The organism is Sphingobacterium daejeonense, from assembly GCF_901472535.1.
In the GTDB taxonomy this organism is placed as follows: domain Bacteria; phylum Bacteroidota; class Bacteroidia; order Sphingobacteriales; family Sphingobacteriaceae; genus Sphingobacterium; species Sphingobacterium daejeonense.
On record NZ_LR590470.1, the window covers coordinates 3,405,525 to 3,429,534 of the forward strand.

At 36.3% G+C, this 24,010-nt stretch carries 31 protein-coding genes and 1 pseudogene; 28 read left to right on the forward strand and 4 right to left on the reverse strand.

Features of this window, described 5'->3' with window-relative positions:
- Positions 1 to 203: 203 nt before the first annotated feature.
- The 5 genes from purL (at position 204) to FGL31_RS16545 (ending at position 4,817) form a co-directional block, all read left to right on the forward strand.
- Positions 204 to 2,147, forward strand: coding sequence for a phosphoribosylformylglycinamidine synthase (gene purL / locus FGL31_RS30545; protein ID WP_317131039.1), 1,944 nt, complete (start codon positions 204 to 206; stop codon positions 2,145 to 2,147).
- 85 nt (positions 2,148 to 2,232) lie between these two features.
- The gene (locus FGL31_RS30550) at positions 2,233 to 2,817 is read left to right on the forward strand and encodes an AIR synthase-related protein (protein ID WP_317131040.1); all 585 of its coding nucleotides are present in this window, start codon (positions 2,233 to 2,235) and stop codon (positions 2,815 to 2,817) included.
- A complete protein-coding gene (locus tag FGL31_RS30555) occupies positions 2,793 to 3,071 on the forward strand; it encodes a hypothetical protein (RefSeq protein WP_317131041.1) in 279 nt (92 codons plus the stop codon). Before FGL31_RS30550 ends, FGL31_RS30555 begins: the two co-directional genes overlap by 25 nt.
- Complete coding sequence (locus FGL31_RS30560; protein WP_317131042.1) at positions 3,061 to 3,876, forward strand: phosphoribosylformylglycinamidine synthase subunit PurQ; 816 nt, start codon at positions 3,061 to 3,063, stop codon at positions 3,874 to 3,876. Before FGL31_RS30555 ends, FGL31_RS30560 begins: the two co-directional genes overlap by 11 nt.
- An 80-nt stretch (positions 3,877 to 3,956) precedes the next feature.
- The gene (locus FGL31_RS16545) at positions 3,957 to 4,817 is read left to right on the forward strand and encodes an aminoglycoside 6-adenylyltransferase (RefSeq protein ID WP_138093046.1); all 861 of its coding nucleotides are present in this window, start codon (positions 3,957 to 3,959) and stop codon (positions 4,815 to 4,817) included.
- Between the two features lie 2 nt (positions 4,818 to 4,819).
- On the opposite strand, the gene FGL31_RS16550 is transcribed toward FGL31_RS16545, so the two are convergent.
- The 4 genes from FGL31_RS16550 to FGL31_RS26205 form a co-directional block, all read right to left on the reverse strand.
- Positions 4,820 to 5,380, reverse strand: coding sequence for a hypothetical protein (locus tag FGL31_RS16550; protein WP_138093049.1), 561 nt, complete (start codon positions 5,378 to 5,380; stop codon positions 4,820 to 4,822).
- Between the two features lie 130 nt (positions 5,381 to 5,510).
- Entirely contained in the window at positions 5,511 to 6,074 is a 564-nt protein-coding gene (locus FGL31_RS26195; protein WP_232046860.1) for a cation:proton antiporter, read from the reverse strand.
- Complete coding sequence (locus FGL31_RS26200; protein WP_394366150.1) at positions 6,065 to 6,448, reverse strand: cation:proton antiporter domain-containing protein; 384 nt, start codon at positions 6,446 to 6,448, stop codon at positions 6,065 to 6,067. Before FGL31_RS26200 ends, FGL31_RS26195 begins: the two co-directional genes overlap by 10 nt.
- Positions 6,449 to 6,476: 28 nt before the next feature.
- Positions 6,477 to 7,013 (reverse strand): cation:proton antiporter domain-containing protein, encoded by a 537-nt coding sequence (locus tag FGL31_RS26205; protein WP_232046862.1) that lies wholly within the window; start codon positions 7,011 to 7,013, stop codon positions 6,477 to 6,479.
- Positions 7,014 to 7,256: 243 nt separating this feature from the next.
- Between FGL31_RS26205 and FGL31_RS28220 the strand changes: the two are divergent.
- The 23 genes and pseudogenes from FGL31_RS28220 (at position 7,257) to FGL31_RS16620 (ending at position 24,005) form a co-directional block, all read left to right on the forward strand.
- Positions 7,257 to 7,543 (forward strand): annotated as a pseudogene (locus tag FGL31_RS28220) (RlmF-related methyltransferase).
- Positions 7,530 to 7,721 carry an RlmF-related methyltransferase gene (locus FGL31_RS28225; RefSeq protein WP_262709152.1) on the forward strand — a complete coding sequence of 64 codons (192 nt, stop codon included), beginning with the start codon at positions 7,530 to 7,532 and terminating at the stop codon, positions 7,719 to 7,721. Before FGL31_RS28220 ends, FGL31_RS28225 begins: the two are co-directional and overlap by 14 nt.
- A complete protein-coding gene (locus FGL31_RS28230; protein ID WP_262709153.1) occupies positions 7,669 to 8,037 on the forward strand; it encodes an RlmF-related methyltransferase in 369 nt (122 codons plus the stop codon). Before FGL31_RS28225 ends, FGL31_RS28230 begins: the two co-directional genes overlap by 53 nt.
- 460 nt (positions 8,038 to 8,497) lie before the next feature.
- Complete coding sequence (locus FGL31_RS16565; protein WP_099371124.1) at positions 8,498 to 11,464, forward strand: SusC/RagA family TonB-linked outer membrane protein; 2,967 nt, start codon at positions 8,498 to 8,500, stop codon at positions 11,462 to 11,464.
- 6 nt (positions 11,465 to 11,470) lie between these two features.
- Positions 11,471 to 11,854, forward strand: a complete 384-nt coding sequence (locus FGL31_RS26210; protein ID WP_232046863.1) for a RagB/SusD family nutrient uptake outer membrane protein — start codon at positions 11,471 to 11,473, stop codon at positions 11,852 to 11,854.
- Between the two features lie 19 nt (positions 11,855 to 11,873).
- Complete coding sequence (locus FGL31_RS26215) at positions 11,874 to 12,392, forward strand: RagB/SusD family nutrient uptake outer membrane protein (RefSeq protein ID WP_232046864.1); 519 nt, start codon at positions 11,874 to 11,876, stop codon at positions 12,390 to 12,392.
- Positions 12,393 to 12,436: 44 nt separating this feature from the next.
- Positions 12,437 to 12,718 carry a hypothetical protein gene (locus FGL31_RS26220; RefSeq protein WP_232046865.1) on the forward strand — a complete coding sequence of 94 codons (282 nt, stop codon included), beginning with the start codon at positions 12,437 to 12,439 and terminating at the stop codon, positions 12,716 to 12,718.
- A gap of 389 nt (positions 12,719 to 13,107) precedes the next feature.
- The gene (locus FGL31_RS16575; protein ID WP_171017711.1) at positions 13,108 to 14,094 is read left to right on the forward strand and encodes a fasciclin domain-containing protein; all 987 of its coding nucleotides are present in this window, start codon (positions 13,108 to 13,110) and stop codon (positions 14,092 to 14,094) included.
- Between the two features lie 25 nt (positions 14,095 to 14,119).
- Complete coding sequence (locus FGL31_RS16580) at positions 14,120 to 15,211, forward strand: DUF5007 domain-containing protein (protein ID WP_138093055.1); 1,092 nt, start codon at positions 14,120 to 14,122, stop codon at positions 15,209 to 15,211.
- Between the two features lie 16 nt (positions 15,212 to 15,227).
- A complete protein-coding gene (locus FGL31_RS26230; RefSeq protein WP_232046867.1) occupies positions 15,228 to 15,626 on the forward strand; it encodes a carboxypeptidase-like regulatory domain-containing protein in 399 nt (132 codons plus the stop codon).
- A complete protein-coding gene (locus tag FGL31_RS26235; RefSeq protein ID WP_232046868.1) occupies positions 15,514 to 16,002 on the forward strand; it encodes a TonB-dependent receptor plug domain-containing protein in 489 nt (162 codons plus the stop codon). The genes FGL31_RS26230 and FGL31_RS26235 overlap by 113 nt, the downstream gene beginning before the upstream one ends.
- Positions 16,003 to 16,155: 153 nt before the next feature.
- On the forward strand, positions 16,156 to 16,569 hold the full coding sequence (locus FGL31_RS26240) for a hypothetical protein (RefSeq protein WP_232046869.1): 414 nt from the start codon (positions 16,156 to 16,158) through the stop codon (positions 16,567 to 16,569).
- A 49-nt stretch (positions 16,570 to 16,618) separates the two neighbouring features.
- Positions 16,619 to 16,951: a hypothetical protein gene (locus FGL31_RS26245; RefSeq protein WP_232046870.1), complete on the forward strand. Its 333-nt coding sequence runs from the start codon at positions 16,619 to 16,621 to the stop codon at positions 16,949 to 16,951.
- Positions 16,908 to 17,669, forward strand: coding sequence for a TonB-dependent receptor domain-containing protein (locus tag FGL31_RS26250; protein WP_232046871.1), 762 nt, complete (start codon positions 16,908 to 16,910; stop codon positions 17,667 to 17,669). Before FGL31_RS26245 ends, FGL31_RS26250 begins: the two co-directional genes overlap by 44 nt.
- Before the next feature lie 7 nt (positions 17,670 to 17,676).
- Positions 17,677 to 18,051, forward strand: coding sequence for a hypothetical protein (locus FGL31_RS26255; protein ID WP_232046872.1), 375 nt, complete (start codon positions 17,677 to 17,679; stop codon positions 18,049 to 18,051).
- Positions 17,969 to 18,367, forward strand: a complete 399-nt coding sequence (locus FGL31_RS26260; protein ID WP_232046873.1) for a hypothetical protein — start codon at positions 17,969 to 17,971, stop codon at positions 18,365 to 18,367. Before FGL31_RS26255 ends, FGL31_RS26260 begins: the two co-directional genes overlap by 83 nt.
- A 5-nt stretch (positions 18,368 to 18,372) precedes the next feature.
- The gene (locus FGL31_RS16590; protein WP_138093058.1) at positions 18,373 to 19,149 is read left to right on the forward strand and encodes a RagB/SusD family nutrient uptake outer membrane protein; all 777 of its coding nucleotides are present in this window, start codon (positions 18,373 to 18,375) and stop codon (positions 19,147 to 19,149) included.
- Positions 19,095 to 19,727 carry a RagB/SusD family nutrient uptake outer membrane protein gene (locus tag FGL31_RS28235; RefSeq protein WP_138093061.1) on the forward strand — a complete coding sequence of 211 codons (633 nt, stop codon included), beginning with the start codon at positions 19,095 to 19,097 and terminating at the stop codon, positions 19,725 to 19,727. Before FGL31_RS16590 ends, FGL31_RS28235 begins: the two co-directional genes overlap by 55 nt.
- Positions 19,706 to 19,915 (forward strand): RagB/SusD family nutrient uptake outer membrane protein, encoded by a 210-nt coding sequence (locus FGL31_RS28240; protein WP_171017712.1) that lies wholly within the window; start codon positions 19,706 to 19,708, stop codon positions 19,913 to 19,915. Before FGL31_RS28235 ends, FGL31_RS28240 begins: the two co-directional genes overlap by 22 nt.
- Positions 19,916 to 19,917: 2 nt before the next feature.
- Positions 19,918 to 20,661 carry a fasciclin domain-containing protein gene (locus tag FGL31_RS16605; RefSeq protein WP_099371129.1) on the forward strand — a complete coding sequence of 248 codons (744 nt, stop codon included), beginning with the start codon at positions 19,918 to 19,920 and terminating at the stop codon, positions 20,659 to 20,661.
- 4 nt (positions 20,662 to 20,665) lie between these two features.
- The gene (locus tag FGL31_RS16610) at positions 20,666 to 21,166 is read left to right on the forward strand and encodes a DUF5008 domain-containing protein (RefSeq protein ID WP_171017713.1); all 501 of its coding nucleotides are present in this window, start codon (positions 20,666 to 20,668) and stop codon (positions 21,164 to 21,166) included.
- The gene (locus FGL31_RS16615) at positions 21,150 to 22,277 is read left to right on the forward strand and encodes a delta-60 repeat domain-containing protein (protein WP_138093070.1); all 1,128 of its coding nucleotides are present in this window, start codon (positions 21,150 to 21,152) and stop codon (positions 22,275 to 22,277) included. Before FGL31_RS16610 ends, FGL31_RS16615 begins: the two co-directional genes overlap by 17 nt.
- Positions 22,278 to 22,286: 9 nt before the next feature.
- On the forward strand, positions 22,287 to 24,005 hold the full coding sequence (locus FGL31_RS16620) for a LamG-like jellyroll fold domain-containing protein (protein ID WP_171017714.1): 1,719 nt from the start codon (positions 22,287 to 22,289) through the stop codon (positions 24,003 to 24,005).
- The last annotated feature ends 5 nt before the right edge of the window (positions 24,006 to 24,010 follow it).

Consider the following 24,010-nt stretch of genomic DNA (forward strand, 5'->3'; position numbering starts at 1 on the left):
CTTTTTTGTGAAGGTATAATCACTGGAAATTGCAAACAAGGTCCAAGCTAAGAATGAAATGATAATACAACGTAGGAAAATAGATAATTTCCGACGTTGAACTTTGTTAATTCGCCTTAACGCCATTCTACAAATGTAATATTTCTTAAATAATTTGCGTAACTTTGCACAATAATTGAAGGACGTTCAAATTCACTTTTATAATGATTCATTTCTTCGTGAACCCATTGAACACAGTTTATGCTGTTCAAACCCAAAATGATTTATCTACCGAGGATATTTCCAAACTAAACTGGCTTTTCGGCAACTCAAAAAAACTCGACGATTTAACACTGGACAACTATTATGTAGGTCCTAGAGCTGCTATGGTTACTCCATGGAGTACCAACGCCGTAGAGATCACCCAAAACATGGGAATCGAAGGCATTATCAGGATCGAGGAGTATCAACAGGTCGATGCCGAATTCTCAGAATTCGACCCTATGATATCCCAAAAATTCAGTGCACTGACTCAGGACATGTTTACTATAAATATTACTCCTGAACCAATTTTGGAAATCGACGATATCGATGCCTACAATAAATCTGAAGGATTGGCATTGAGCGCTGAAGAAGTAGACTATCTGAACCAACTATCTGAAAAGATCGGACGTAAATTAACGGACTCTGAAGTTTTTGCTTTTTCGCAAGCTAACTCAGAACACTGTCGTCACAAGATATTCAATGGAACCTTCGTAATCGATGGCGAGGAACAGCCTACCTCCCTATTCAAACTAATAAAGAAAACTTCTGAAACAAATCCCAATGAGATTGTTTCTGCCTATAAGGATAATGTTGCTTTTATCAAAGGTCCTCGAGTTACTCAGTTTGCCCCAAAATCTGGAGACAAACCAGACTTTTATACCGAGAAAGAATTTGACTCTGTAATTTCTTTAAAAGCTGAAACTCATAATTTCCCTACTACTGTAGAGCCATTCTCTGGTGCAGCTACAGGCTCTGGTGGAGAAATTCGTGACCGTCTTGCGGGTGGGCAGGGTGCTTTACCTCTAGCAGGGACAGCAATATATATGACTGCTTACTCAAGATTGATGGAAGACCGCCCCTGGGAAAAAGCAATGCCGGAAAGAAAATGGCTATACCAAACGCCGATGGATATCCTTATCAAAGCATCTAACGGGGCTTCTGATTTTGGAAATAAATTCGGACAACCTTTGATTACAGGCTCAGTTCTAACATTCGAACATGAAGAAAATGGTCGTAAATTAGGGTATGACAAAGTAATCATGCAAGCGGGAGGTATAGGATATGGTAAATTGAACCAAGCTAAAAAACATGAACCTCAAGCTGGAGACAAGATTGTTGTTTTAGGTGGTGAAAACTACCGTATCGGCATGGGTGGAGCCGCAGTTTCGTCTGCTGATACCGGAGCTTTTGGATCTGGAATCGAGCTAAATGCCATTCAACGTTCTAACCCTGAAATGCAAAAACGTGCAGCAAATGCTATCCGTGCATTTGTAGAAAGTGACGAAAACCCTATCGTTTCAATCCATGACCATGGCGCTGGTGGACACTTAAACTGTCTGTCAGAATTAGTGGAGAACGCAGGTGGATTAATCGACTTGGATAAATTGCCTGTTGGTGACCCTACCCTTTCTGCAAAAGAGATTATAGGTAATGAATCCCAAGAACGTATGGGATTGGTAATCTCCGAAGAAAACATCCAAAAACTAAAAACTGTTGCCGATCGCGAACGAGCACCAATGTATACTGTTGGGGATGTTACTTCTGACCACCGATTTACTTTCCAATCGCAATCTTCTGGTGAAAAACCAATGGATTATGCTTTGGAAGACTTCTTTGGATCGTCTCCAAAAACAATCATGAATGACAAAAAGGTTAAGTACGAATACGCTGACCTTCAATATAACGTAAGTGAAGTCCCTAATTACTTAAATCAGGTTCTTCAGTTAGAAGCTGTTGCTTCAAAAGATTGGTTAACTAATAAAGTAGACCGTTGTGTTGGTGGTCGCGTTGCAAAACAACAATGTGTTGGACCTCTTCAATTACCTTTGAACAATGTAGGTGTTATGGCACTGGATTATAAATCCAAAGAAGGAATTGCAACAACTGTAGGGCATGCGCCATAGTCGCATTAGTTGACCCTGTTGCAGGTTCAAGAATGCAATTGGTGAAGCACTTTCCAATATTGTATTTGCTCCGATTAATAATGGTTTGTCTGGGATATCATTATCAGCAAACTGGATGTGGGCATGTAACAATGAAGGGGAAGATGCTAGATTATACCAAGCGGTACAAGGATGTTCAGATTTTGCAATAGAATTAGGAATCAATATCCCAACAGGGAAAGATTCATTGTCCATGAAACAGAAATATCCTGATGGAGAAAATGTAATTGCTCCAGGAACCGTTATTATTTCTGCAGGTGGTAACTGTACAGATATCAATAAGGTTGTTGAACCGGTATTGAAGAAAAATGCAGGGTCAATTTATTACATCAACCTTTCTCAAGATTCATTTAAACTTGCTGGTTCTACTTTTGCTCAGATCTTAAATAAAATTGGAGCCGATGTACCTACCATTCAGGACGCACAATACTTCAAGAAAGCTTTCAATACTGTCCAAGGATTAATTAATGATGGACAAATCGCTGCAGGACACGACATTGGTTCCGGCGGCCTCGTAACCACATTATTAGAAATGTGTTTTGCAGATGTTGACTTAGCTGCGGAATACGACCTATCTGGATTAAATGAAAAAGATACTGTAAAAGTTTGTTCAACGAAAATATCGGTCTAGTTCTTCAAGCGAAAAATGATTCAATTTTTGAAAAATCAATTGAAGATGCAGGAATTGAGGCTTTCAAAATTGGTAAAGCTGTAAACGGTCAAACTATTACTATCAAGAACAACGACGATTCATTCAGCTTCAATGTTGAGCAAACAAGAGATACGTGGTTCAAGACTTCTTTCCTATTGGACCAAAAACAATCCAAAAATGGAACTGCAGAAGAGCGCTTCAAAAATTACAAAAACCAACCCGTTGCGTTTTGAATTCCCAGCTCATTTTGATGGTAAAAAACCTGCTGTGGATTCGAGCAAACCTCGACCAAAAGCTGCGATCATCCGTGAAAAGGGCTCTAACTCTGAACGTGAAATGGCAAATGCAATGTACCTTGCTGGATTTGATGTGAAAGATGTTCACATGACTGACCTAATTTCGGGCCGTGAGACATTAGAAGACATCCAATTTATTGGTGCTGTAGGTGGTTTCTCAAACTCGGATGTATTAGGGTCAGCAAAAGGTTGGGCAGGAGCATTCCTTTACAACGAAAAAGCTAAAACAGCTCTAGAAAAATTCTTCGCACGTCCGGATACATTATCCGTTGGTATCTGTAATGGATGTCAACTGTTCATGGAACTAGAGTTGATCAACCCTGAACATGATGTACATGGAAAAATGTTGCATAATACTTCTCAGAAACACGAGTCTAACTTTGTGTCTGTTAAGATTCAAGAAAACAATTCCATAATGTTGTCTTCATTAGCTGGTACAACGCTTGGTGTATGGGTATCAAATGGTGAAGGTAAATTCAACCTTCCGAAAACTGAAGATCAATATAATATTGTAGCTAAATATGCTTACGATCAATATCCTCATAGTCCAAATGGTGCTGATTACAACACTGCAATGATGACGGATAAAACCGGTCGCCACTTAGTAACAATGCCTCATATCGAACGTTCAGTATTTCAATGGCATTGGGCAAACTACCCTGATGCACGTAAGGACGAAGTAACTCCTTGGTTGGAAGCTTTCGTCAATGCACGTAAATGGATTGACAATCAAAACAAATAAGTTGGATTAACGTAATAGACAAAAATCCCAGTGGACTTTCCATTGGGATTTTTTTATTAACTTAATTTCAAGGAGACAGAATGGAAATTAGAAACCAAAAATTACAGGCAATAAAAAATTGGATACATGATAATGAAGATATCAGGGCAGCTCTCATCACTAGCTCATTGGTAAACCCCTTGGCACCTGTTGATGATTTTAGTGACCTCGACATTGAACTAGTATTTCAGGAAACTGAATATTACCTCGAAAACAAAGAATGGATCAATCAATTCGGCAAAGTCCTCAACTATTATGAAGAAAGCTCTGAAGCTTTCCAAGGCAAGCATGCCATGAAAATGGTTCAATATATAGATGGAGTAAAAGTTGATTTTAAGATATATAGCGTAAATCAGTTTAAATCGGAAGCTGCAAATGAAAAATTACCGGAAGATTGGGACATTGGCTATTCAATAATTGCCGATAAAGACCAAATAACAAAACATCTTCAACCTCCAACCCATCAGATTAGTATTATTAAAAAACCATCATTTGAAGAGTTCCAAGAGGTCGTGAAAGATTTCTGGTGGGATGTCACCTATCTTCCCAAATGCTTGGCAAGGAAAGACCTGTTTTATCTTAAGTTTATGATCGAAAAAATTATCCGGGTAGAATATCTTATTCCAATGATCGAATGGTATATCGCAAGCAATAACAATTGGCAAATTACAACCAATAAATATGGCAGGCTTTTTCAGAAATACTTGACCACTGATGAATGGAAAAAATTGGAAGAAACATTTGCAGGAAGTAAAATTGAGGAAAATTGGATAGCCTGTGAAAAGATTCTAGACGTATTCGATGAAATGGCAAAAGAAGTGGCTAATAGGCTTGGTTTTAAATATGATAAGGAAAAAGCAATGGCCATCAAAGAGTTTTTCTATAGTTATTATAAACTCTAAGATTATTTTATATAAACCATCCCATCATTATAGACTTTCCAACCACTCCCTTCCTTGGATAATAAATATATATGTCCAGAACCACACAATGGACCACAATCTATATCCAATAAAACTATTGCTCGATTTTTATCAGCCGTTAATAATGGTAGACCAAATTCATATATTTCGTACGGCGACTGAACCTTATCTTTATCCTCTATGAAAATATAATTTTTGCCATTTATCAGAGAACCCATATAATTATATTTATTTTGATCCAGCAATTGGGTCATATAATTCAGTCTATCCTTCTCTGAATTTGAAAGATTCTGAATGGCGTATTCCAATATGTCAGATCTCCTAAAAAGATTATCTTCATCTGAATAATTAACTTCAAAACTTCCTTCAAAAACAATAGAAACATCCAACTTATTAACTAAGTATTTCTTAACTAGAGTTTCCTTCTCTTCTGAATTATCCGTTATATAATTATCAACTGCATCCACAATTTTTGAATATTCAGGCTCTTGTATTGAATAAAAAGGAAAAATATCATTGAGGTTGAAATCTTTTGATGTCAATTCATTAGAACTTTTCAATTCCCTACAAGCTATCAAACAAACAATTACAATTAAATAAATCCCTAACCTCTTCATTTTCATCTTATTTTATATCTATAAGATGTAAAAACGGAAGAAATTCCACAATCAATTATTTCCTGTTCAATCTTGACTCTTCTAAATCGAGGTTATGCTCTAAGTTTCTTAAAATGGACTCATCATAACTCTTCTCCCCTCTTATGGTATAGATCATATTTCTTCTAACATCAATCAAATCCTGCATCACTTTTTTATAAAGCTCTCTTTCATTTGCAATCTTAATTTTTGACTCACTGTCCAGATTAGTCGCCCGGGCTTCCAAGCTTCGCTTTAGTGAAAGGTTAATTGCTTTTACAGTATTGCTATCCTCCAACTCTTGAGCATATTTAGACTTTAACAGTTCCATTTCCTCTTTCACTAGACGATATCGGATCGCCTCGATTTGTACACTTTCAGGAATCTCAGAAGAATTTCCCTCTAATTTTACCAGCCTGATCAACCATGGCAAACTTAAACCCTGGACTACCAAAGTAACCAAGATAACTACGAAGGTAATAAACAAAATCAGATTTCTATGCCGGAAGTGCTGTCCACTGGAAATATAAATCGGGATTGCAAGTGCTGAAGCCAATGACACCACTCCCCGCATGCCGGCCCATCCAAGTATCAATGGCATCTTCCATCCAGGCTTGGTTCTTTTTTGCGAACTCGAGAGGAAAGCCTCGGAACAAACGTCGCTAAGTAAATAAAGGCAATCCGAATAACAATGATTACTAAGGTAATGATAAGAGCAATCTGAATAGCCCAACTTTTAGAAACACTTTCTATACCTTCAATTATAATCGGTAATTCTAAACCTATAAGAATAAAGACAAAGCCATTCAATAAAAACCCTACCGTCTCCCAAACCTCACGAGTCTGTATTCTGGTATGATAATCCATATAATCCTTAGACCTAAAGGACAAAAACAATCCCCCTGATACGACCGCCAATACACCGGACCATTCAAAATGTTCAGCAACAATATACATGAGGTATGGTGCTATCAAAGTAATCGGAGTTGTGATACTGGAGGCTTTAGCTATATATTTTAAAAATAGATATAAGATATGGCCAATCACTAAACCCACAAAGATTCCCATTATCGCCAATGTAAAAAATCCTACGACTGGCTTCTTGCATGGTAAATGCTCCAGTCATAATAACTGCCAATGCCATGCGAAATACAGTTAAGGAAGCGGCATCATTTACTAAACTTTCGCCTTCCAACAAGGTAATCCCCCTTTTAGGCATAGTAACACCTTTCAAAACTGATGTTGCCGCAACAGCATCCGGCGGAGAGATTATACCTCCCAAAAGAAAACCTAATGCCAAAGTAAAGCCTGGAATTAAATTGACCGACAAGTAAGCAACAGCAATGGATGTAACGAAAACCAACCCGAATCCCATCGTTAAAATTGATCTCCTATTCTGCCAGAAACTGTTCCAGGAAGTATACCATGCAGCTTCAAATAATAGAGGCGGTAAAAAAACCAAAAATACCATATCTGGGTTTATACTAAACTCAGGTAATCCAGGTATCAAAGAAATAGCTAATCCTCCAATTACCAGCAAGATAGGATACGAAATTTTAAACCGTTGGGAAAGCACGAATAGCATGGCCATGAAAAAAAAGAGGAATCATGACCAATAATATATTGGATTCGATCATTTTAATTTTTTAATAGATATCTTTGTGACAAGTAAAAATAATGGAAAAAATCTCAAAAAATCTACACCCGCGTAATAAGTTCAATCAAGGAATATGATTTCAAGAAACTGATTAAGCATGTACACCAACTGAAAAAACATATTCAAATTCTTCCTGACGGCAGACAATCATTGGACTTTAGAGACCCTGAAGCGGTTTTTCTTTTGAACAAAGCTCTATTGGAATCTGAATACAAAATCAACCATTGGGACATCTTACCCAATAGCCTCAGCCCTTCCATTCCGGGAAGATTGAATTATATCCATTATCTTGCTGATTTGGTTCAAGCCAAAACCCAAAAAAAGTAAATGTCCTAGATATAGGGACAGGTTCAAGTCTGATATACCCAATTCTGGGTTTCTTGGAATATCATTGGAACTTTGTTAGCAGCTGAAACGCATATACCTTCTATTCAGCATGCTAACAAAATCCTGAATGACAATCCTTATCTAAAAAAAGGAATTAAGATTAGACAGCAAGAAAATCCTGAACATATCTTAAAAGGAATTATTCAACCCAATGAATATTTCGACGCCGTCCTTTGTAATCCCCCCATTCTACAAATCCCGTGATGATTACAGACAAACGGTAATCAAAAAGAACCAAAAATTACATCAAGAAACAGAAAGCAGTAAAACTAACTTCCAAGGACTATCCAATGAATTATGGTATCCAGGGGGTGAAAAGAAATTTATCAGTAATATGATTTATGAAAGCATTGAACTTAAAGATCAATTAGGACTATGCACTGTTTTGGTATCAAACAAGGAGAATTTGAAACCTCTAAAAGCAATTCTTGAGTACCACAAATTAATTGACATAAAAGTAACTCAAATGAACCAGGGCAATAAAATTAACAGAATACTGTCGTGGAGGTTGAATAAATAGATATCGAATTACAATAAAATTTTTTAATTGTTACAATTTCCAAATCTACTTTAACGTTAAAGCAGATTTGGACAGGATTTCCTATTTTTTTAAAAAAAATTTGCTAAAACGTTTTTAATTCATAAATTAGTCTTAACCATTAATAAACAATACTAAAACAGATAAGACATGAACCTTTTTACACCTTTTTCACTTAGCAATTTATTTTCCGGATAGTTAACGGTAATGGGGTACCGATGTTTTACCCAAACTAAACTCAATTAACCAAAGCTGCACCTAACTGATTTATTTAAAATAAACCGAATTTAAATTATGAATGAACGACGAACAAATACCATTCTTTAGTTTTAGCTAAACCCATTTAATTATAATTAACATTATGGTCACGGCAGTTTACTGTCCATAACCGTCATGTAATATATATTTACAATTTACTAACCTAACAAACCACACTGTTAATATGAGTGTATTATGGAAGTTTAAATCGTTACTGATTTTTATGTCTATGTCTGTGGGGCATGCCCATAGTCATAACGCTAATTTCTCCAACCTGTCACTGCAGGATACAACAGAAACAGATTCTGTTCCCCCGCCGATAGACACTTTGGCTGAATTAAAACCAATCTATGAGTTGGACTTACCTAAGTTCAATAACTTAAGGAACATGAAAGGAGCCTCCTTAATTACTGCAAATAGCTTGCAGCAATATATTAAAGGAGAATTGCCAGGAGTATATGTCTCTGAATCCAATGGAGAACCAGGAACAAATATTCAAATGTTCGTCAGGGGAATCAGCAAACCTATTCTCAGCAATCGAGATATTTATGCAAGCCAACCCTTAGTAGTCATGGACGGGGTTCCTTTGATCGGGGAACATCCTTTTGCATTTGATATTCAAAACTATGATATCGAAAGAATTGGAACTGAAAATAATCTCCTATCAAATATTGATTTCGACAATATCGAAAGCATTAAAGTTTTGAAAGATCTATCAGCAGTAGCTACTTACGGACCTTTAGCAGCTAATGGGGTTATCGAAATAACTTCTAGAAAAACTCCATCTGATGGACAAAAAAGAATATCCATAAACAGCTATATCGGCATGTCTCAAAGACCAAATGTAACAACCATTAATGGGGCCTATGAAAATGCATTTAGAAAACAGTTCTATGATCTATATACAACAAATGGAAGGTTCAATGATGATGATGTTTATCCTATTTACCTCAGTGACTCTTTGAACAATGATTATTATGGACCTTCCAATTGGAGTGATAGCTATTATCAAAATGGCCTTAATCATGGTGTAAATGCAAACATAGCAGGAGGACAACCAAGAGCTACATTTCAATTCTCACTAGGTAATGTAAAAACATCTGGAGTAGCTGATGATACTAAATTTGACAAGTACAATGCAAGATTCTACCTTAATTTGAGACCATTCAAATGGTTGAATTTTGAAACATTATTTAATGCTGCAAGAATTAGCAGAGATAGGAACAGAAATTTAAGAAATCGCTTTGCAATGATGGGCTATTTCCCAGATCTAGGAGCACCATTAGCTCCAAATAAAGAGGTTTACGATACTTATCTGCAAGAGTTCGATAAAAGCTTTGACAAAAACTTTAACAATATACTCGAAGGCTTTTTTAGATTCCAAGTAAATGTTGGGCCATTTAAACTCAAAAGTAAATTTGGAGTAGATTACAATGAAGGATATAGAGATCTATTCTATCCGAGCACTATTCTAGAAAACAGCAATTTCGCATCAAACTATTATGGCTACAACCAACGATTAATGGTTGATAATCAAATAAGTTATGACAAGGAAAATGGATCGAATTACTTCTATGCTGAAGTAGGAAATAATTTAGTATGGGATACCTATAAGTATAATTATGCATACGCATATAAGGGTGTGAATGACTTTATTAAGTTAAATTTATTAGAAACTGACCCATATGATGATGAATATCTAAATCCTACAGCTTTTCCAAGACAATTAGTTTATAAATTTTTGGATCGTACGAAGCACAATATGATCAATTTCTACGGAAAAGCTTCATATACTTACAATGGATCCTATACTGCTGCTTTAATTCTTCGTTATGATGGATCTTCAAATGCTCAGCCAACGAGCAGATGGTTCTTCTCTCCTATTCTCGCACTGGGTTGGAATGCTAAAAATGATTTGATGAAAGAAAATGAGGCAGTGAGTTTATTTAATATCAGAGCGAGTGTTGGAAGGATTGGACATTACAACTTATTCGACAATTATTCCCAAGGACCTAGCTATACCGCACAATTTGGTTATACTGGAAATTCTATTGTCCCTGGTTATAATGGAATCGCAGTTTTGGTGCGTCCTTATGATGTGGGTTGGGTTGGTTATGATTTGCCTTGGAGTTATTCAGACAATATAAATATTGGATTTGACCTTGGCTTTAAAAACAGAAATATCCAAGTTTCCCTTGATGCTTATATCAGAGACACGAAAGATCAATTAATCATGCTACCGGGCAAAAAAGATTTTGGGTACCAATATCAATATGAATCTGGAATGGATGTTCGCAATATGGGAATTGACCTTTCTGCTTCCGGAAATGTAATACAAAATGATAAAGTAACTTGGAATACTGGAGTTGTCTTAGGCGTTAATACAAATAAACTACTCGCACTGCCTTTTGGTTATGATCAAATCGAAGTGAATGATAGGCTGTTAAAAATTGGAGAAAGAATCGATGCTTTCTGGCTATATGAGAACAATGGAATGTACCAGACAGACAAAGAGGTACCTGAAAGTTCTGGTCAGAAAATGACCTATAATGGAATCGTCCTTAAAGCTGGAGATCCAATCTGGAACGACAGCAATGGAGATAATCAAATAACCAAAGAAGACAAAGTTATTCAAGGAAATATTATTCCCAAACTGAGTGGCTCATGGAACAATATGGTTGCTTATAGAAATTTTGACCTGAACTTAAATTTCTATTTTAACCTCGGTAGAAAAATTGTAAACCAAGAAATGGCAAATCGATTCAATTTCATCGAAAATGAAAATGCCAGCAGTATTAACTCCATTAAAGAAATAACCTATTGGGAAAAAAGAGGCGACTATGACCAATATCCCTTATACAACCCATGGTCTTCAGTTTCACCATTCCAAACAAACCAAACCTTGTTCCTTGAAGATGGCTCTTTCTTAAAATTGAGAACAGCTTCTATTGGATATAACTTCAAGGATATCATCGGCAACCGATTGGGGAAATTAGGTGATTTATATGTCTATATTTCTGCAAATAACCTCCTGACCTTAAGCAAATATTCAGGTAGAGACCCTGAATTAGTCAATTACATGGGTTATGACCAAGGTTATTCTCTGCCAATTCCTAGAACTTATGCATTAGGCTTCAAACTTAAACTGTAACTGAACATGAAAAGATTATTAATCATATTAATTGTATTGAGTCAGGTTTTTGTTTCCTGCAAAAAAATGTTGGATGTCAACTCCACTCGGTTGGTTTCCGAAGAAAACATGTGGTTGAGCATGGAGGACTCCAGAGGGGCATTAATGGGAATCTATGGATTGACCAAATCTGCTTTAAATGACCATAATGCTCATTGGTTATATGGTGATGTTAGGTCAGATGAATTTTCTATCCCAATTAGGCAAGATTTAAAAGCTATCGCTAACAATGACCTCAACGCTTCATTTGGAGTTATGAATGATCTGAAAAGCTGGAGGAGATGGTATGCAGTGGTCAACGCAGCAAATATATTCCTTGAAAGAATACCGGAAGTAAAAAGAGAAAGATGAGCGTTACACGACAAATAATATGACTGTAGATATAGCACAGGCTCGTTTTCTTCGAGCTTTTGCATATTTCTACATGGTCAGGATTTGGGGAAATGTTCCATTGATAGTTTCTTCAAAAGAAGGTACTTTCACGGATCAACCAAGAGAGGATCAAGGAAAAGTATTGGCTTGGGTAGAACAGGAAATGCAGGCTGCAGCTAATGACCTTCCTTTCTTATATAGCCTAAATGATGAGCAACAGCAAGGAAATTATTACAATGAGACGAATGATAGATGGAAAGGCTCATTAGTCCGTAAAACCACAGCTTATGCAATCCTTGCCCATGTTGCAGCTTGGCAAAGTAACTATCCCGATGCTGCAGCTTATGCAAAATTTGTGATAGACAACCAACAAAAGGGAAGTTTAGGCTTGCTGTCAACAGCAAATATGACTGATCCAAATGGGTTTTTCTATGATAAAAATCCCAACCAACTATTTGGATTTGGACACATTTATAATCACGTAGAAGGTTCTTCACCGGTCATATCGAAGAATTAACCCTAGCCTCTCCCGTAGTAAATAAGAGTATCCCCGATATGTATATGCCAAAGGAAAAAATCCTATCAATCTTCAATGAAGCTACTGATGAACGCTTTTCTGCTGATACATTGGGAAATCCCGTAACCGATGTCTATTTCAAAAACTTCAATGGACAATATCCGATTTTCAGTAAAGTAAAATGCATTATGGGCGGAGTTACGGACCCAACTTTCCGATTCTATTCGAGCGCAACAATAATTACCCGTTTAGAAGATATGTATCTCTTAAGAGCAGAAGCTTTGGCAGTAATTGGAGAGAACAAGCAGGAGCAATCGAATTATTGAATACCATTAGAGAAAGAAGAGGTTTAGTAGATTATTCAGCAGCTAAAAATGGTGAGCTTATCGATGCTATTTTCAGGAAAGAGCAAGAGAATTAATGGGGGAAGGACATCTATGGTATGATATGGTCAGACATTATAAAATCCTAAATGATGATTCCGAACTGAGCCAATTAATTCGACAAAATGGTCATTATTGGCCGATTGCTACTGACGTGTTGACTCAAAATAAAATGTTAACCCAAAAATGAATATTGGAAGTAAAACGCAAAACCATGAAAATCAAAAACCTATTATTTAGTATATTCTTCTTGATCTTGGTTAGCAGTTGCTCCAAAGATTCAGGATATTATAATCAATCTATTCAAAAAAGTAACTTATGATGGAACAATCTTGGAATACCTGCAAAGTAAGCCAGGTGTCTTTGATTCTTTATTGACAGTTTTGAATAGAACAAAAATAAATGCAGTACTGAGCGGTAATGAAAAAATGACGCTTTTTGCTCCAACAAACCAAAGTTTTCAATTGGCTATTCAGAACCTTAACAATACCAGAAAGGAGGCCGATCGACCATTTGAATACTTAACAAATGTAGATCTACTTCAATTGGATACCATGATGGCACAGTATATAGTCAAAGGTTATTATCCAAGCGATTCAATGACCTTAAAAGACGGGGCACAATTACAAGATTTCAAATACCAAAGAACAATGAACGCCAAATTAACAACTGCAAGTTCATCGGGCTTTGAAGGCGGCGGACCAAAGGTTATTCAATATTCCGACACAAAAAATAGCCAATTCACCAGAGATTGGATTACAGCATCTTCAGCATCCATTAACATTGAAGCAAAAAATGGAATTATACATGTGCTGAGTACAGATCATGTCTTTGGATTCAATGACTTTGTATCCAGATTAACTTATATCCCACCTCCACCTAACCTATTCGTAACGGTTGGCGGAATATTCTCAGTGTCAAGGGAAAATTCTGGAGGTGTTAATGCAGTTGAAGCATCCAAATATGTATTTGATGGAAATAGAGAAACAAAATTCTTACTGGGAGATTTCAATGGAGCTTGGATGCAAGTAGAACTAAATACAGCAACAGCTGCAAATTCTTATACCTTGACTTCTGCTAATGACTTTCCTGAAAGAGACCCAATTGATTGGACCCTTTCCGGTTCTCATGATGGGCAGAATTGGGAAACATTGGACTCGAAATCTGGAGAAGAATTCACTTCTAGATTCCAACAAAGAGTTTTCTGGATAAACAACACGACTGCCTATAAATTTTACAGATTACATGTCCAAAGAGCAAGGTCTGGAAATACTTTCCAAATGGCTGATTGGAGTGTGAACAAAGGAGAAGTAAAATAATCCATGAACCTAGAAAAGAAAGTGTATGAAACTCTCAAATAAAATAAAATTATTCTTTGTATTCATTAGCAGTTATGGATTTGCAACTTCTTGTTCGGAAATCTATGATTTGCCAGAAGACCGAGATTTTATGAGCCAAAACATTGATTATATCAATAAAATAATTGAACCCATACTTGGTCGCAACAATATATTTACTTCTTTAAGTGCGGACAACTCCACCCTACCGATGACTTTTGAAATCGTCAATGCGCGATATGGTGATGGACGCCCAGTGACTGACCTCTTTACAAAAGCAAATACATATGAATGGATCACCGAATATGATGGTAAAGAAAAATCATTGGCAGAAATAGAAGCTAAAAGAAAATTAGTTGAGAAACCAATTTTTGAAGTAGATAGCAATGGTCGACTGATTCTTTGGGCTTCGGCAACGAATGCTCTCTTAACGCCAAGACCAGTAGATACTGTTCTTAAAACTCAAGATATTCGCTTCTTTGATATTAAGGTACAGAACTCGGGTGGAACAAAAATCATCAAAGACTTCCAGATCATACCTTGGAGGCAAAGAAATTATTATCCAGACACCGATATCAATCCTTACACAGGTGGAAAAGCTCCTGACCCACAAAGACCAAAAGATACAACTAGGCAAGACTATATCATTCCTAGCTACATCAATGATAAAGTTATCGGAGAAAGAACACAGCTTAGATTGGAAAATAATAACATTAAAAAAGATGTAGTGGTTTATATAAGGCCATTTACTGGAGGTAAAGGAAATAGTCTAAGATTTAAGTTTATGGATCGTGAAGGAAATTTTATAAATCCTTTAAAGTTTAATGAAACAAAATGGGACCTTTTGGTCCACGGATTCAATAAAGTTATAAACCCAGAATATGTCCAATATGATGTGGCGTACCCTATCCCCCTTAATTCCGTTAAAACAGATTATGCTGAAAGCGGAAATGCCAAAGTGAAGTTTGCATATACGCGTCTTGGATTCGGTGGTGTGCGTGATTGGGCAGAATTTGGCCTAGACTTCAGGATTTATAAAAAAGGAGATTGGGAAATTGTTTTCCATTTCCGCAATGACAACCCAAAATTTGGAGGATGATTAAACCTAAAGCCTTATGAAATTGAAAAAACTAATTATATTAATCCTAAGCATATTTAGCCTTCAGATCGCATCTGCACAAAACCAAGAGGTGCGAGGAAGAGTGGTTGATGAATCCAATAACGGTATTGGAGGAGTTACCATCTTAAATGCAGCAAATAATAGAGCAATTACTGCAACCTCTGATAATGGAAATTTTGCCATCAGCGTGGCGCCAAATACAACTCTTTTGTTTAAAGCTGTGGGATTTGCACAAAGAAGAATTACAGTCAGAGCAAACCAAACAAGCCTAAAACGTACAGATGAGTTCCACCCAAGATCAAGTGGAAGAAGTCGTAGTGCGTGGATATGTGGCACGCAAAAAAGAAACTTCTACCGGATCCTCCTATTCACTTGGAGAAAAAGACTTGCGTGATGTGCCAGTGGCAAACCTTGAACAATTGATGCAAGGAAAAGTCCCAGGATTGAACGTTCAAGTTAACACAGGAGCGCCTGGATTTAGAGGATCAACTCAGATCCGTGGTCTCTCTACCTTGACCACTACAGGGTCAGGTAGCGAATCAATCCTAATGCCGACTTCACCTTTATATGTGATTGATGGAGTACCTATGGATGCAGATAGAGCTGCGGAATTTGGTCTGCAGCAACAAGGACCAGGAATTAGCCCTCTCTCTTTAATCCCACCTGAAGATGTGCAAAGTATAGAAATCTTAAAAGATGCTCAGGGCTACTTCGCTTTACGGATCTCAAGGTGCATACGGGGTAATTATTATTACTACGAAACGCGGTAATTCTCCAGTTCCTAGAATAAACTATACACATAGTACATTTATGAAAACCCCACCAAAATTAAGAGAAACTCTTGGGGGGAAACCTTGAACGTCAAATTAAATTAGCTCAAATTCTTTAATAATTCTAGATATGAAATTGAGATAGATAAAATCATGGAAACACCTTGGTTGGCAGATAGCTTAAATGCATATTATAATAATTCGACGAACTGGCAAGATCTTTATTATCAAAATACCTTTAATCAAAATCATAATTTAAGTTTGGACGGTGGAAATGAAATACTTTCCTATAAATCCAATATTGGCTACTTTAATGAAACTGGGGTAATCAAAAATACTGGATTCAACAGATATTCTGCCAACTTAAGAATGGATTATAGGCCAGCTAGAAGGTTTGAATTTACTGGACAAGTTTTTGCCCAACTTGGAAAACAGAACAAAGGTGATGGTACGGGTATTCTTCAGACTGGAGTATCTTCAGGGGGAATGAACTCTACCCTTTTTACCGCCACCTGGATTTTATTCTGCATCTGCAGATTATATTTCTGCGATACGAACAAAAAATGACAATAGTTCAAAATTAATAAGACCTTATGTAGAAGGAAAATTTGAAATCATGCCAGGATTGAGAATACAATCAGCCTTGAGTTATGAATTCGCTTCAAACAATGAAGATAAATTTACACCAGCTGCTGCTGCAGGACAATTCTCAGAAGTATATTCATTTGCTGGCCGTGAGTCAAACCTCTACAACAGAAATATCCTGAATTATACAAAAGATTTCAATGAAACCCACAATATCTTTATTAACCTTTTCAATGAGGTAAGACATGCTCAGAGACAAAATACCATTACAAAACAAGCAAGGACGCCAAATGATCAGTTTGAAGGTCCATTAGGTTTTGATGGTTATTTCTCGCGTGGTGGTGGGGTCCTATCCAAATTTTAGAAATGAAAAAGCACTATCATTTGCTCTGTCTGCTTCTTATGGCTATAAAAGCAGATATTTGCTCGATCTTTCTTATCGTTTAGATGGCTCCTCAGCAAATGGTTTTGAAAATCAATACACCAAAAACCCCGCAATTGGAGTAAGATGGAATGCTCACCATGAAGAATGGATAAAATCTATACCTTGGATAAATCTTGCATCAATAAGACTTACATGGGGTGTAAATGTAATGCCAACAAGTACTCTGGAAAGAATTTATGGTAAGTACAATATTTCAGGGTTATACAACCAAATTCCAGGGATAGGTATTGATTATGAGTTTATCCCTAATCCAAATTTAAAACCAACAACCTCAATGCAATATAACGCTGGTTTGGATTTAAATCTTTTCAACAATAAAGTCGAGATCATTTATGATACTTATTATAAAAAAGTAGATAATTTATTGTTTGAATCCTTTTTAAGTAATGAAGTAGGATTTGATAAACTATATTCTAATGATGCTGGAGTTGCCAATTATGGACATGAATTCGCAATTAATTTAAGACCTCTTTCAAGTGCAAGTGATTTTAGTTGGACTTTTTCGATCAATGGAGCATATAATCGAGATGTTTTGTTGCAACTACCTTCTTCATTTAGAGGCCAATTTATCAAGTGGGGGCGATTCTTGGGAGCAATTACATATGGTCAATCGTGTTGGAACTCCCGCTTTGTCTAATTATTTAATGCAAAACTTGGGGGTATATGCAACAGATGCTGATGTTCCTGTGGACCCTTTAACAGGATTACGATATCGCACTGCAGATGGAACATTTTTCAAAGCTGGTGACCCAATATATCTAGATAGAAATGGTGACTATATTTTAGACCAAAGAGATTATATAAGATCAGGAAGTACCCAACCTCTATGGACAGGTGGTGTTCAAAATACTTTGAATTACAAAAATTTCCAATTTTCAATATATGCTTCGTACACAGCGTCTCGAACAATCTTGAATTATGCTTTAGCACAACGTCTTGGTCTTTATACCAGCCCATTCGGATTACAAAACCGTTGTTCCAATAGATGGACTAAATTATTGGAAACAAGAAGGGGATAATGCTCAATATCCAAATCCTTTCGATTTCTCTAGAAGTTTAAGTGTACAACCATTTCGTTATGACCAAACTTTATGGGAAGAAAGCGGGAGCTATTTTAAAATCAATAACATTATAATCGCTTATGTTTTTGATCGTGAATTTTTAAGAAGATTTAAATTAGACAGATTCAGGATTTATGCATCAATGGACAATGTTTATACATTCTCAAAGTATTCAGGTCCAAATCCAGAAAACGTCTCATCACTCGGAAGGGATCTTTCAAGTGGATATCCAGTACCTAGAGCTTATACATTAGGTTTCAACATCTCATTTTAATAATTATGAAGAATTTGATTAAAAATAAAATATCAGTAATTGGATTAAGTTTAGCATTCTTATTCTCATTCCAAGCCTGTAAAGACTATTTAAACATTGAACCCATAGACCGTTTGACTGGGAATAATTTCTACCTTTCAAAAAAAGATGTTGAATCAAATCTAGCTTTCATTTATGCAAGATTTTTTGAAAAAATAAATGAAACCTGGGTAATGGGTGCAATTGGTGAAGCTAGATCGGGTGAGATATTTGTCTCCGAAGGAGCTAATAGCTACAATTCCCGTAAAGTTATCGAGGTTTTAGGTAAGAACAATATTCTTGAAGCTATGTACAATCCTAACTATGATTGGTACAAAATACGAGAAATCACAAAATGGGACAAATACTACGAAGTAATTCAAAGTGTCAATATTTTGATCAGCAAATTAGAGGAAGGAATACCAGGCGTAACAGGATCTGATCAGGATAGATATATGGCTGAGGCCAAATTTATCCGAAGTTTCACTTATTTCTGGATGGTCAGATTATATGGTGATGTACCATATTATACAGAAGCATATCACACGGAACCAATGCCGAGAGAAAAGATGGTTACAGTGTTGAATAACTGCATTGCTGATCTTTCACCACAAAAAGACTTAATGCCATGGTCATTGAATGACCCTGGACTGCGTGGTGCAAGACCTGCCAAAGGTGCAATAATCGCCCTATTGATGCATATGAATATGTGGAATGCAAGTTTGATCCTGGAAACAAGCAGAAATATTATACTGAAGCAGTAAATCTTGGAAAACAATTGATTGACAGCAAACAGCATAAATTAGTTGCTCCCTTTACAGATCAAAATTGGGCTATAGTTACCAAAGGAAGAAGTGAAGAATCATTGTTTGAATTCTATAAAAGTATTAATTATGGTGATAATGTAGAAGCTTTGGCTCCTTTTTGGGATCACTTTCTACGCTGGCCATATAAATTCCCTAGGTTCACCAACCAATTGAGCCACTGTTATTTTATCTCTACCTATATGAACCAAATATTCCCAGAGAGTGATGCTGATAAAAGAAGGGAAATGTGGTTCGAAGATATTACCTCCGACAACGGACAATTTGTTTTGAGAAAATTCGGAACAAATGTGTATGCCTCTGGAAATGAAGATAAAAACCCCGACAATACGTTCAGCATTTTTAGGTATGCTGATGCCATCTTATTATATGCAGAAGCCTGTGCAGAGTTGGGAAGAGATCAAGAAGCTACCACAGCAGTAAATATGGTAAGGGATAGAGCACAAGCCAGCAGATATAATGGTGGCGGGGTGCAGACCTTAAAAACTTTATCTTTTTGGAAAGAGAAAGAGAATTGATTGGGGAAGGAATTCGGTATTTTGACCTCATCAGAACCAGAAGGATTATGAGTGCAGAATGGACGATGAGTCCATTGACGCTCGATCAGTATAATAGAGGTGGTTGGACCTGGCCTATAGATGCCTCGGCTCTCAATAATAACCCATACATGCAATTAAATCAATATTGGACAACAATTGGACGTTAATTATGAAAAGAATTTTTAAAATCCAGCAAATAATGCTCTTCTTTTTAGGACTCATAATTTTTACAGCTTGTAATAAAGATGATTATTACGAAGATGGAGGATTGGCACAAGCTAAATATGATGGCAGCATTCTACAATACTTGGAAACAAACCCAGTAATGTTTGACTCTGTTGTTCAAGTCATAAAATTAGCAGGTTTAGAGGAAACTTTTCAAAATGAAGAGTTTACATTTTTTGCACCATCAGACAGAAATATCAGAACGTTAATAACAAACAGATTAAACCCAACTTTATTTGCCGATGGTTTAGATACGATTAAAACATTGGATGAAATTGAACCGTCGATTTGGAGAAAGCATTTACTAAAATACATGTTCAAAGGGAAAAATTTATTGCAAGATTACCCTCAAATTGATTTTGATCTTAAAGGAACTTATCCTGGACAAAATTATATCTCATATTCGGGATATGTATCTAATATTGGAGTTGTGTTTAATGATGTAATACAAACTGATGATGCAGGAAATGAGATATCAAGATTAAAATATAGAGGATATAGACAAATTTGGTTGTCCTATATCCACGATTACACGGAACCTGATGTCTATATAAGTTGCCCTATTTCAACATCAGATATACAACCAAATAATGGAGTTATTCATGTTATTAATTACACAAAATCGTGGTTTGGATTAACTCCTAATTCAAATGATTTTGTGGAGGATGTTAAACAAAGCCAACGCTAAAATTATGAAAAATCATATTTTATTCATTTTATTCGGTTTATTATTCTTAGGGTTACTTTCATGCTCCAAAGAAACAGAACTTCATTCTGAACCTTATCAGGAGGGAAAACCTACTCTGGGCGTAGTCCTAGAAAGGACACAAAAACCTTCACCTGAAACTGGAGGACCTGGAACTCAAGTTAAAATCAAAGTCACAGGATTATCCTCGTACAAAGATAAAGCTGTATTTACTTTTAATGGACAACAAGCAGAAATAGTATCCATAACAGACCAAGAAATTACAGTAAAAGTGCCTGAATTTGCTAGTACAGGTATTACCACAATAATGATCGATGATGTTATCTTTTATGGACCAAACTTCTCCGTTCAAGGTAAAGTAAAATTAGACCCTACTTGGCAAGCTAAATATGGTGCAACTGGAGGTGGAATTTATAAAATGTTGACCACAACGGAAGACAAAAGAATATTTATAGGTGGATTTAATAACTATGAAAATAAAAGGTAATATCAAACCCACCAACAGAATTGTAAGAACTTTCAGAAATGGTGAATATGACGCTTCATTTAGAGCTGGAAATGGTGTACAGGGTTGGTTAAGCTCAATTATACAAATTCAGAATTTTTACTATATTGCTGGCGGATTCTCTGGTTATGATCAGAGAACAGATAATATTTCCAATATCACTAGACTATATATTAATGGTCAAATTGATACAATGGCTGTAAAACCATTTAGACCCCCTCACCTTCCTGATACTATAAGATATTATCCAAAATTTAATGGTGGATTTAACAACGCCATAAGAGATATATATGAACATAATGGAAAAATTTTAGCAATTGGAGATTTCAGATTCCATATTAACAGAATTTATGGAAAACCTAATTTTATGGAAACTAGAGATTCTATTATTCTAGATAGTACAGAAATTAGGTCTGTAGCAATGTTAAACCTTGATGGAACATTAGATAAATCCTTTAGGTTTACTGCAGGAAAAGCCTTGGCAGGTGCTAATGGAACAGTTAATGCCTATTACCATAAAACTGGAACCCAAAAAGGGAAAACAGTAATATTTGGGAAATTTACACGATTTGATGATTCCCCCGCAGGATATATAGTCAGACTAAATGCAGACGGAACTGTAGATAAAACTTTTAATGTCGGAAGTGGTGCTAGTTATACAGTTAAAAGCGTCTCCTATAATGAAAAATTAGGAAAATATTTGGTTACTGGGGAATTTAAAACTTTCAATAATGTAACATCAGCAAATATAATCATGTTAAACATCAATGGCTCTGTCGACAGCAACTTTAAAGTGAAATCTTTCGGAGATAATGTGAATTTAAGCTACGGGTTATTGATGGATGATGGTCTTATTGCTGTTTCAGGAATTTTCAACTCATACAATAATATCTCTAGATCCAATTTTATGATTCTGGATTCTGCAGGAGATCTTGTAAAAGGAATGAATAATACTGGTTTAGTCAATGGATACATCACAAATATAATCGAAACACAATCTGACGATGGAAAAAGAGCTTTATTACTGTTAGGCGATTTTACTAAGTTTGATAATGTCGATGCCAGGGGAATTACCAGAATAACAATTGAATAAATGCCAATTATGAAGAAACGTATTTTAAATTCGATATCAGCCATAGTGCTGACCATACTGGGCCTAAATCTGGTCTCTTGTCAAGAGGAATTCAGCAAAGTTATCCCAGAAAACAATTCAGATTCAGTAGATGTAATCTATGGAACACCTAAAGTGCTATTACTAATAGTAGATGGTGCTCGTGGAGAATCAGTTAGAACATCCAATATCACAAATATCAATGCCATACTGCCCCACTCCATTTATTCCTGGGTATCTTTAAGTGAAGAAAATGCTGCAGGAATAACTTCCAATTGGGCAAATATGTTTACAGGTGTCAACTACACTAAACATGGGGTTCGAGACAATAATTTAGAGAACAATAAATTCGATGCCTACCCCTTATTGCCTGAAAGAATCAAGGAAAGTTCCGGGGATACCATCAAAATGAGCATGATCAGCCCTAATGCTGTATTTTTGGAAACATTTGGCGCAAATACCAAAGCTCAAAAAGCATCCAATGATGATGATGTTACCGCCAAAGTATTAACAGATTTAAAAGATGAAAAACTATCTTTTATAACAGGTCATTTCACAGCAGTAGATGCTGCAGGTAAAGCTGGTGGTTATGATGTTTCTAAACCAGCATATAAAGCTGCAATCGAAAAATTCGATGGACAAGTTGGCCAAATGATCAAAGCTTTGGAAGCTAGACCAAACTATGCCAAAGAAAATTGGATGGTAATCATAACCTCTAGCCAAGGCGGAGAATATGAGATCCCTGCAAATCAAAATGACAATACTATATTCAGCAATGCTGCACTAAATACCTTTACAATTATTTATTCCCCAAAATATTCAACCAAATTTATTGGAAAACCATTTATTGGAAATAAATATATCGGTGATTTCATGCGATTTGAAAGAGAAAATTATGCACAATTAGACTCTGGAGAAAACAAGTATTTCAACCTCGACAAAAAAGATTTCACCATAGAAATTAAGATCAAGAAAAACAAAGGCCGCGACAATAACTATTCCTTCTCCTATCCTTCAATCATCGGAAAGCGCAAGCACTTTCAAGGGGGTTGGGGTGAAGATCCGGAAGGTATCGGCTGGGTAATTCACCTTGCTGGTGAATCCTGGATTTTCAACGCACGTGGTGATAGCGGAACTGGTGAGGTAAAAGCAGACAAAAACCTCAACCGAGGAACATGGAACTCCATTGCTATTACCGGACAAACAGTGGATGGCAAAAGAACGGTCAAATTGTTTACCAATGGAGAACTTTCCAAGGAAGCCGATATTACAGGATGGGGATCAATTACCTCTTCAGCAAGATTTAGAATCGGTTTCTTGGAAACATTTGAAGGATGGAGATCCGATGCATATCTAGCTGATGTAAAGATATGGCAAGCAACACTGTCTCCAGAAACTGTCAAACAATATAGCTGTGAAATTGGTGTCGAAGAAAACCATCCAAATTTTGCTGATTTAGTAGCTTATTATCCAATGAATAGTAAAGATGGTAGTATGCTAAGAGATGAAGGACCGTTGGGAGCTCACCTAAAGACACATGGAGACTACCCTATTACCAATCTCAATGATTTTATCTGTGCGCCTTCATCTGAAGTGTTGAGTGCGGCAGTACCTAGAAATATTGATATACCTACTCAGATTATAAGTTGGTTAAAGGTTCCTAGACAGTTAAGCTGGGGATTGGACGGACGTGTGTGGATCGATAAATAAACCTA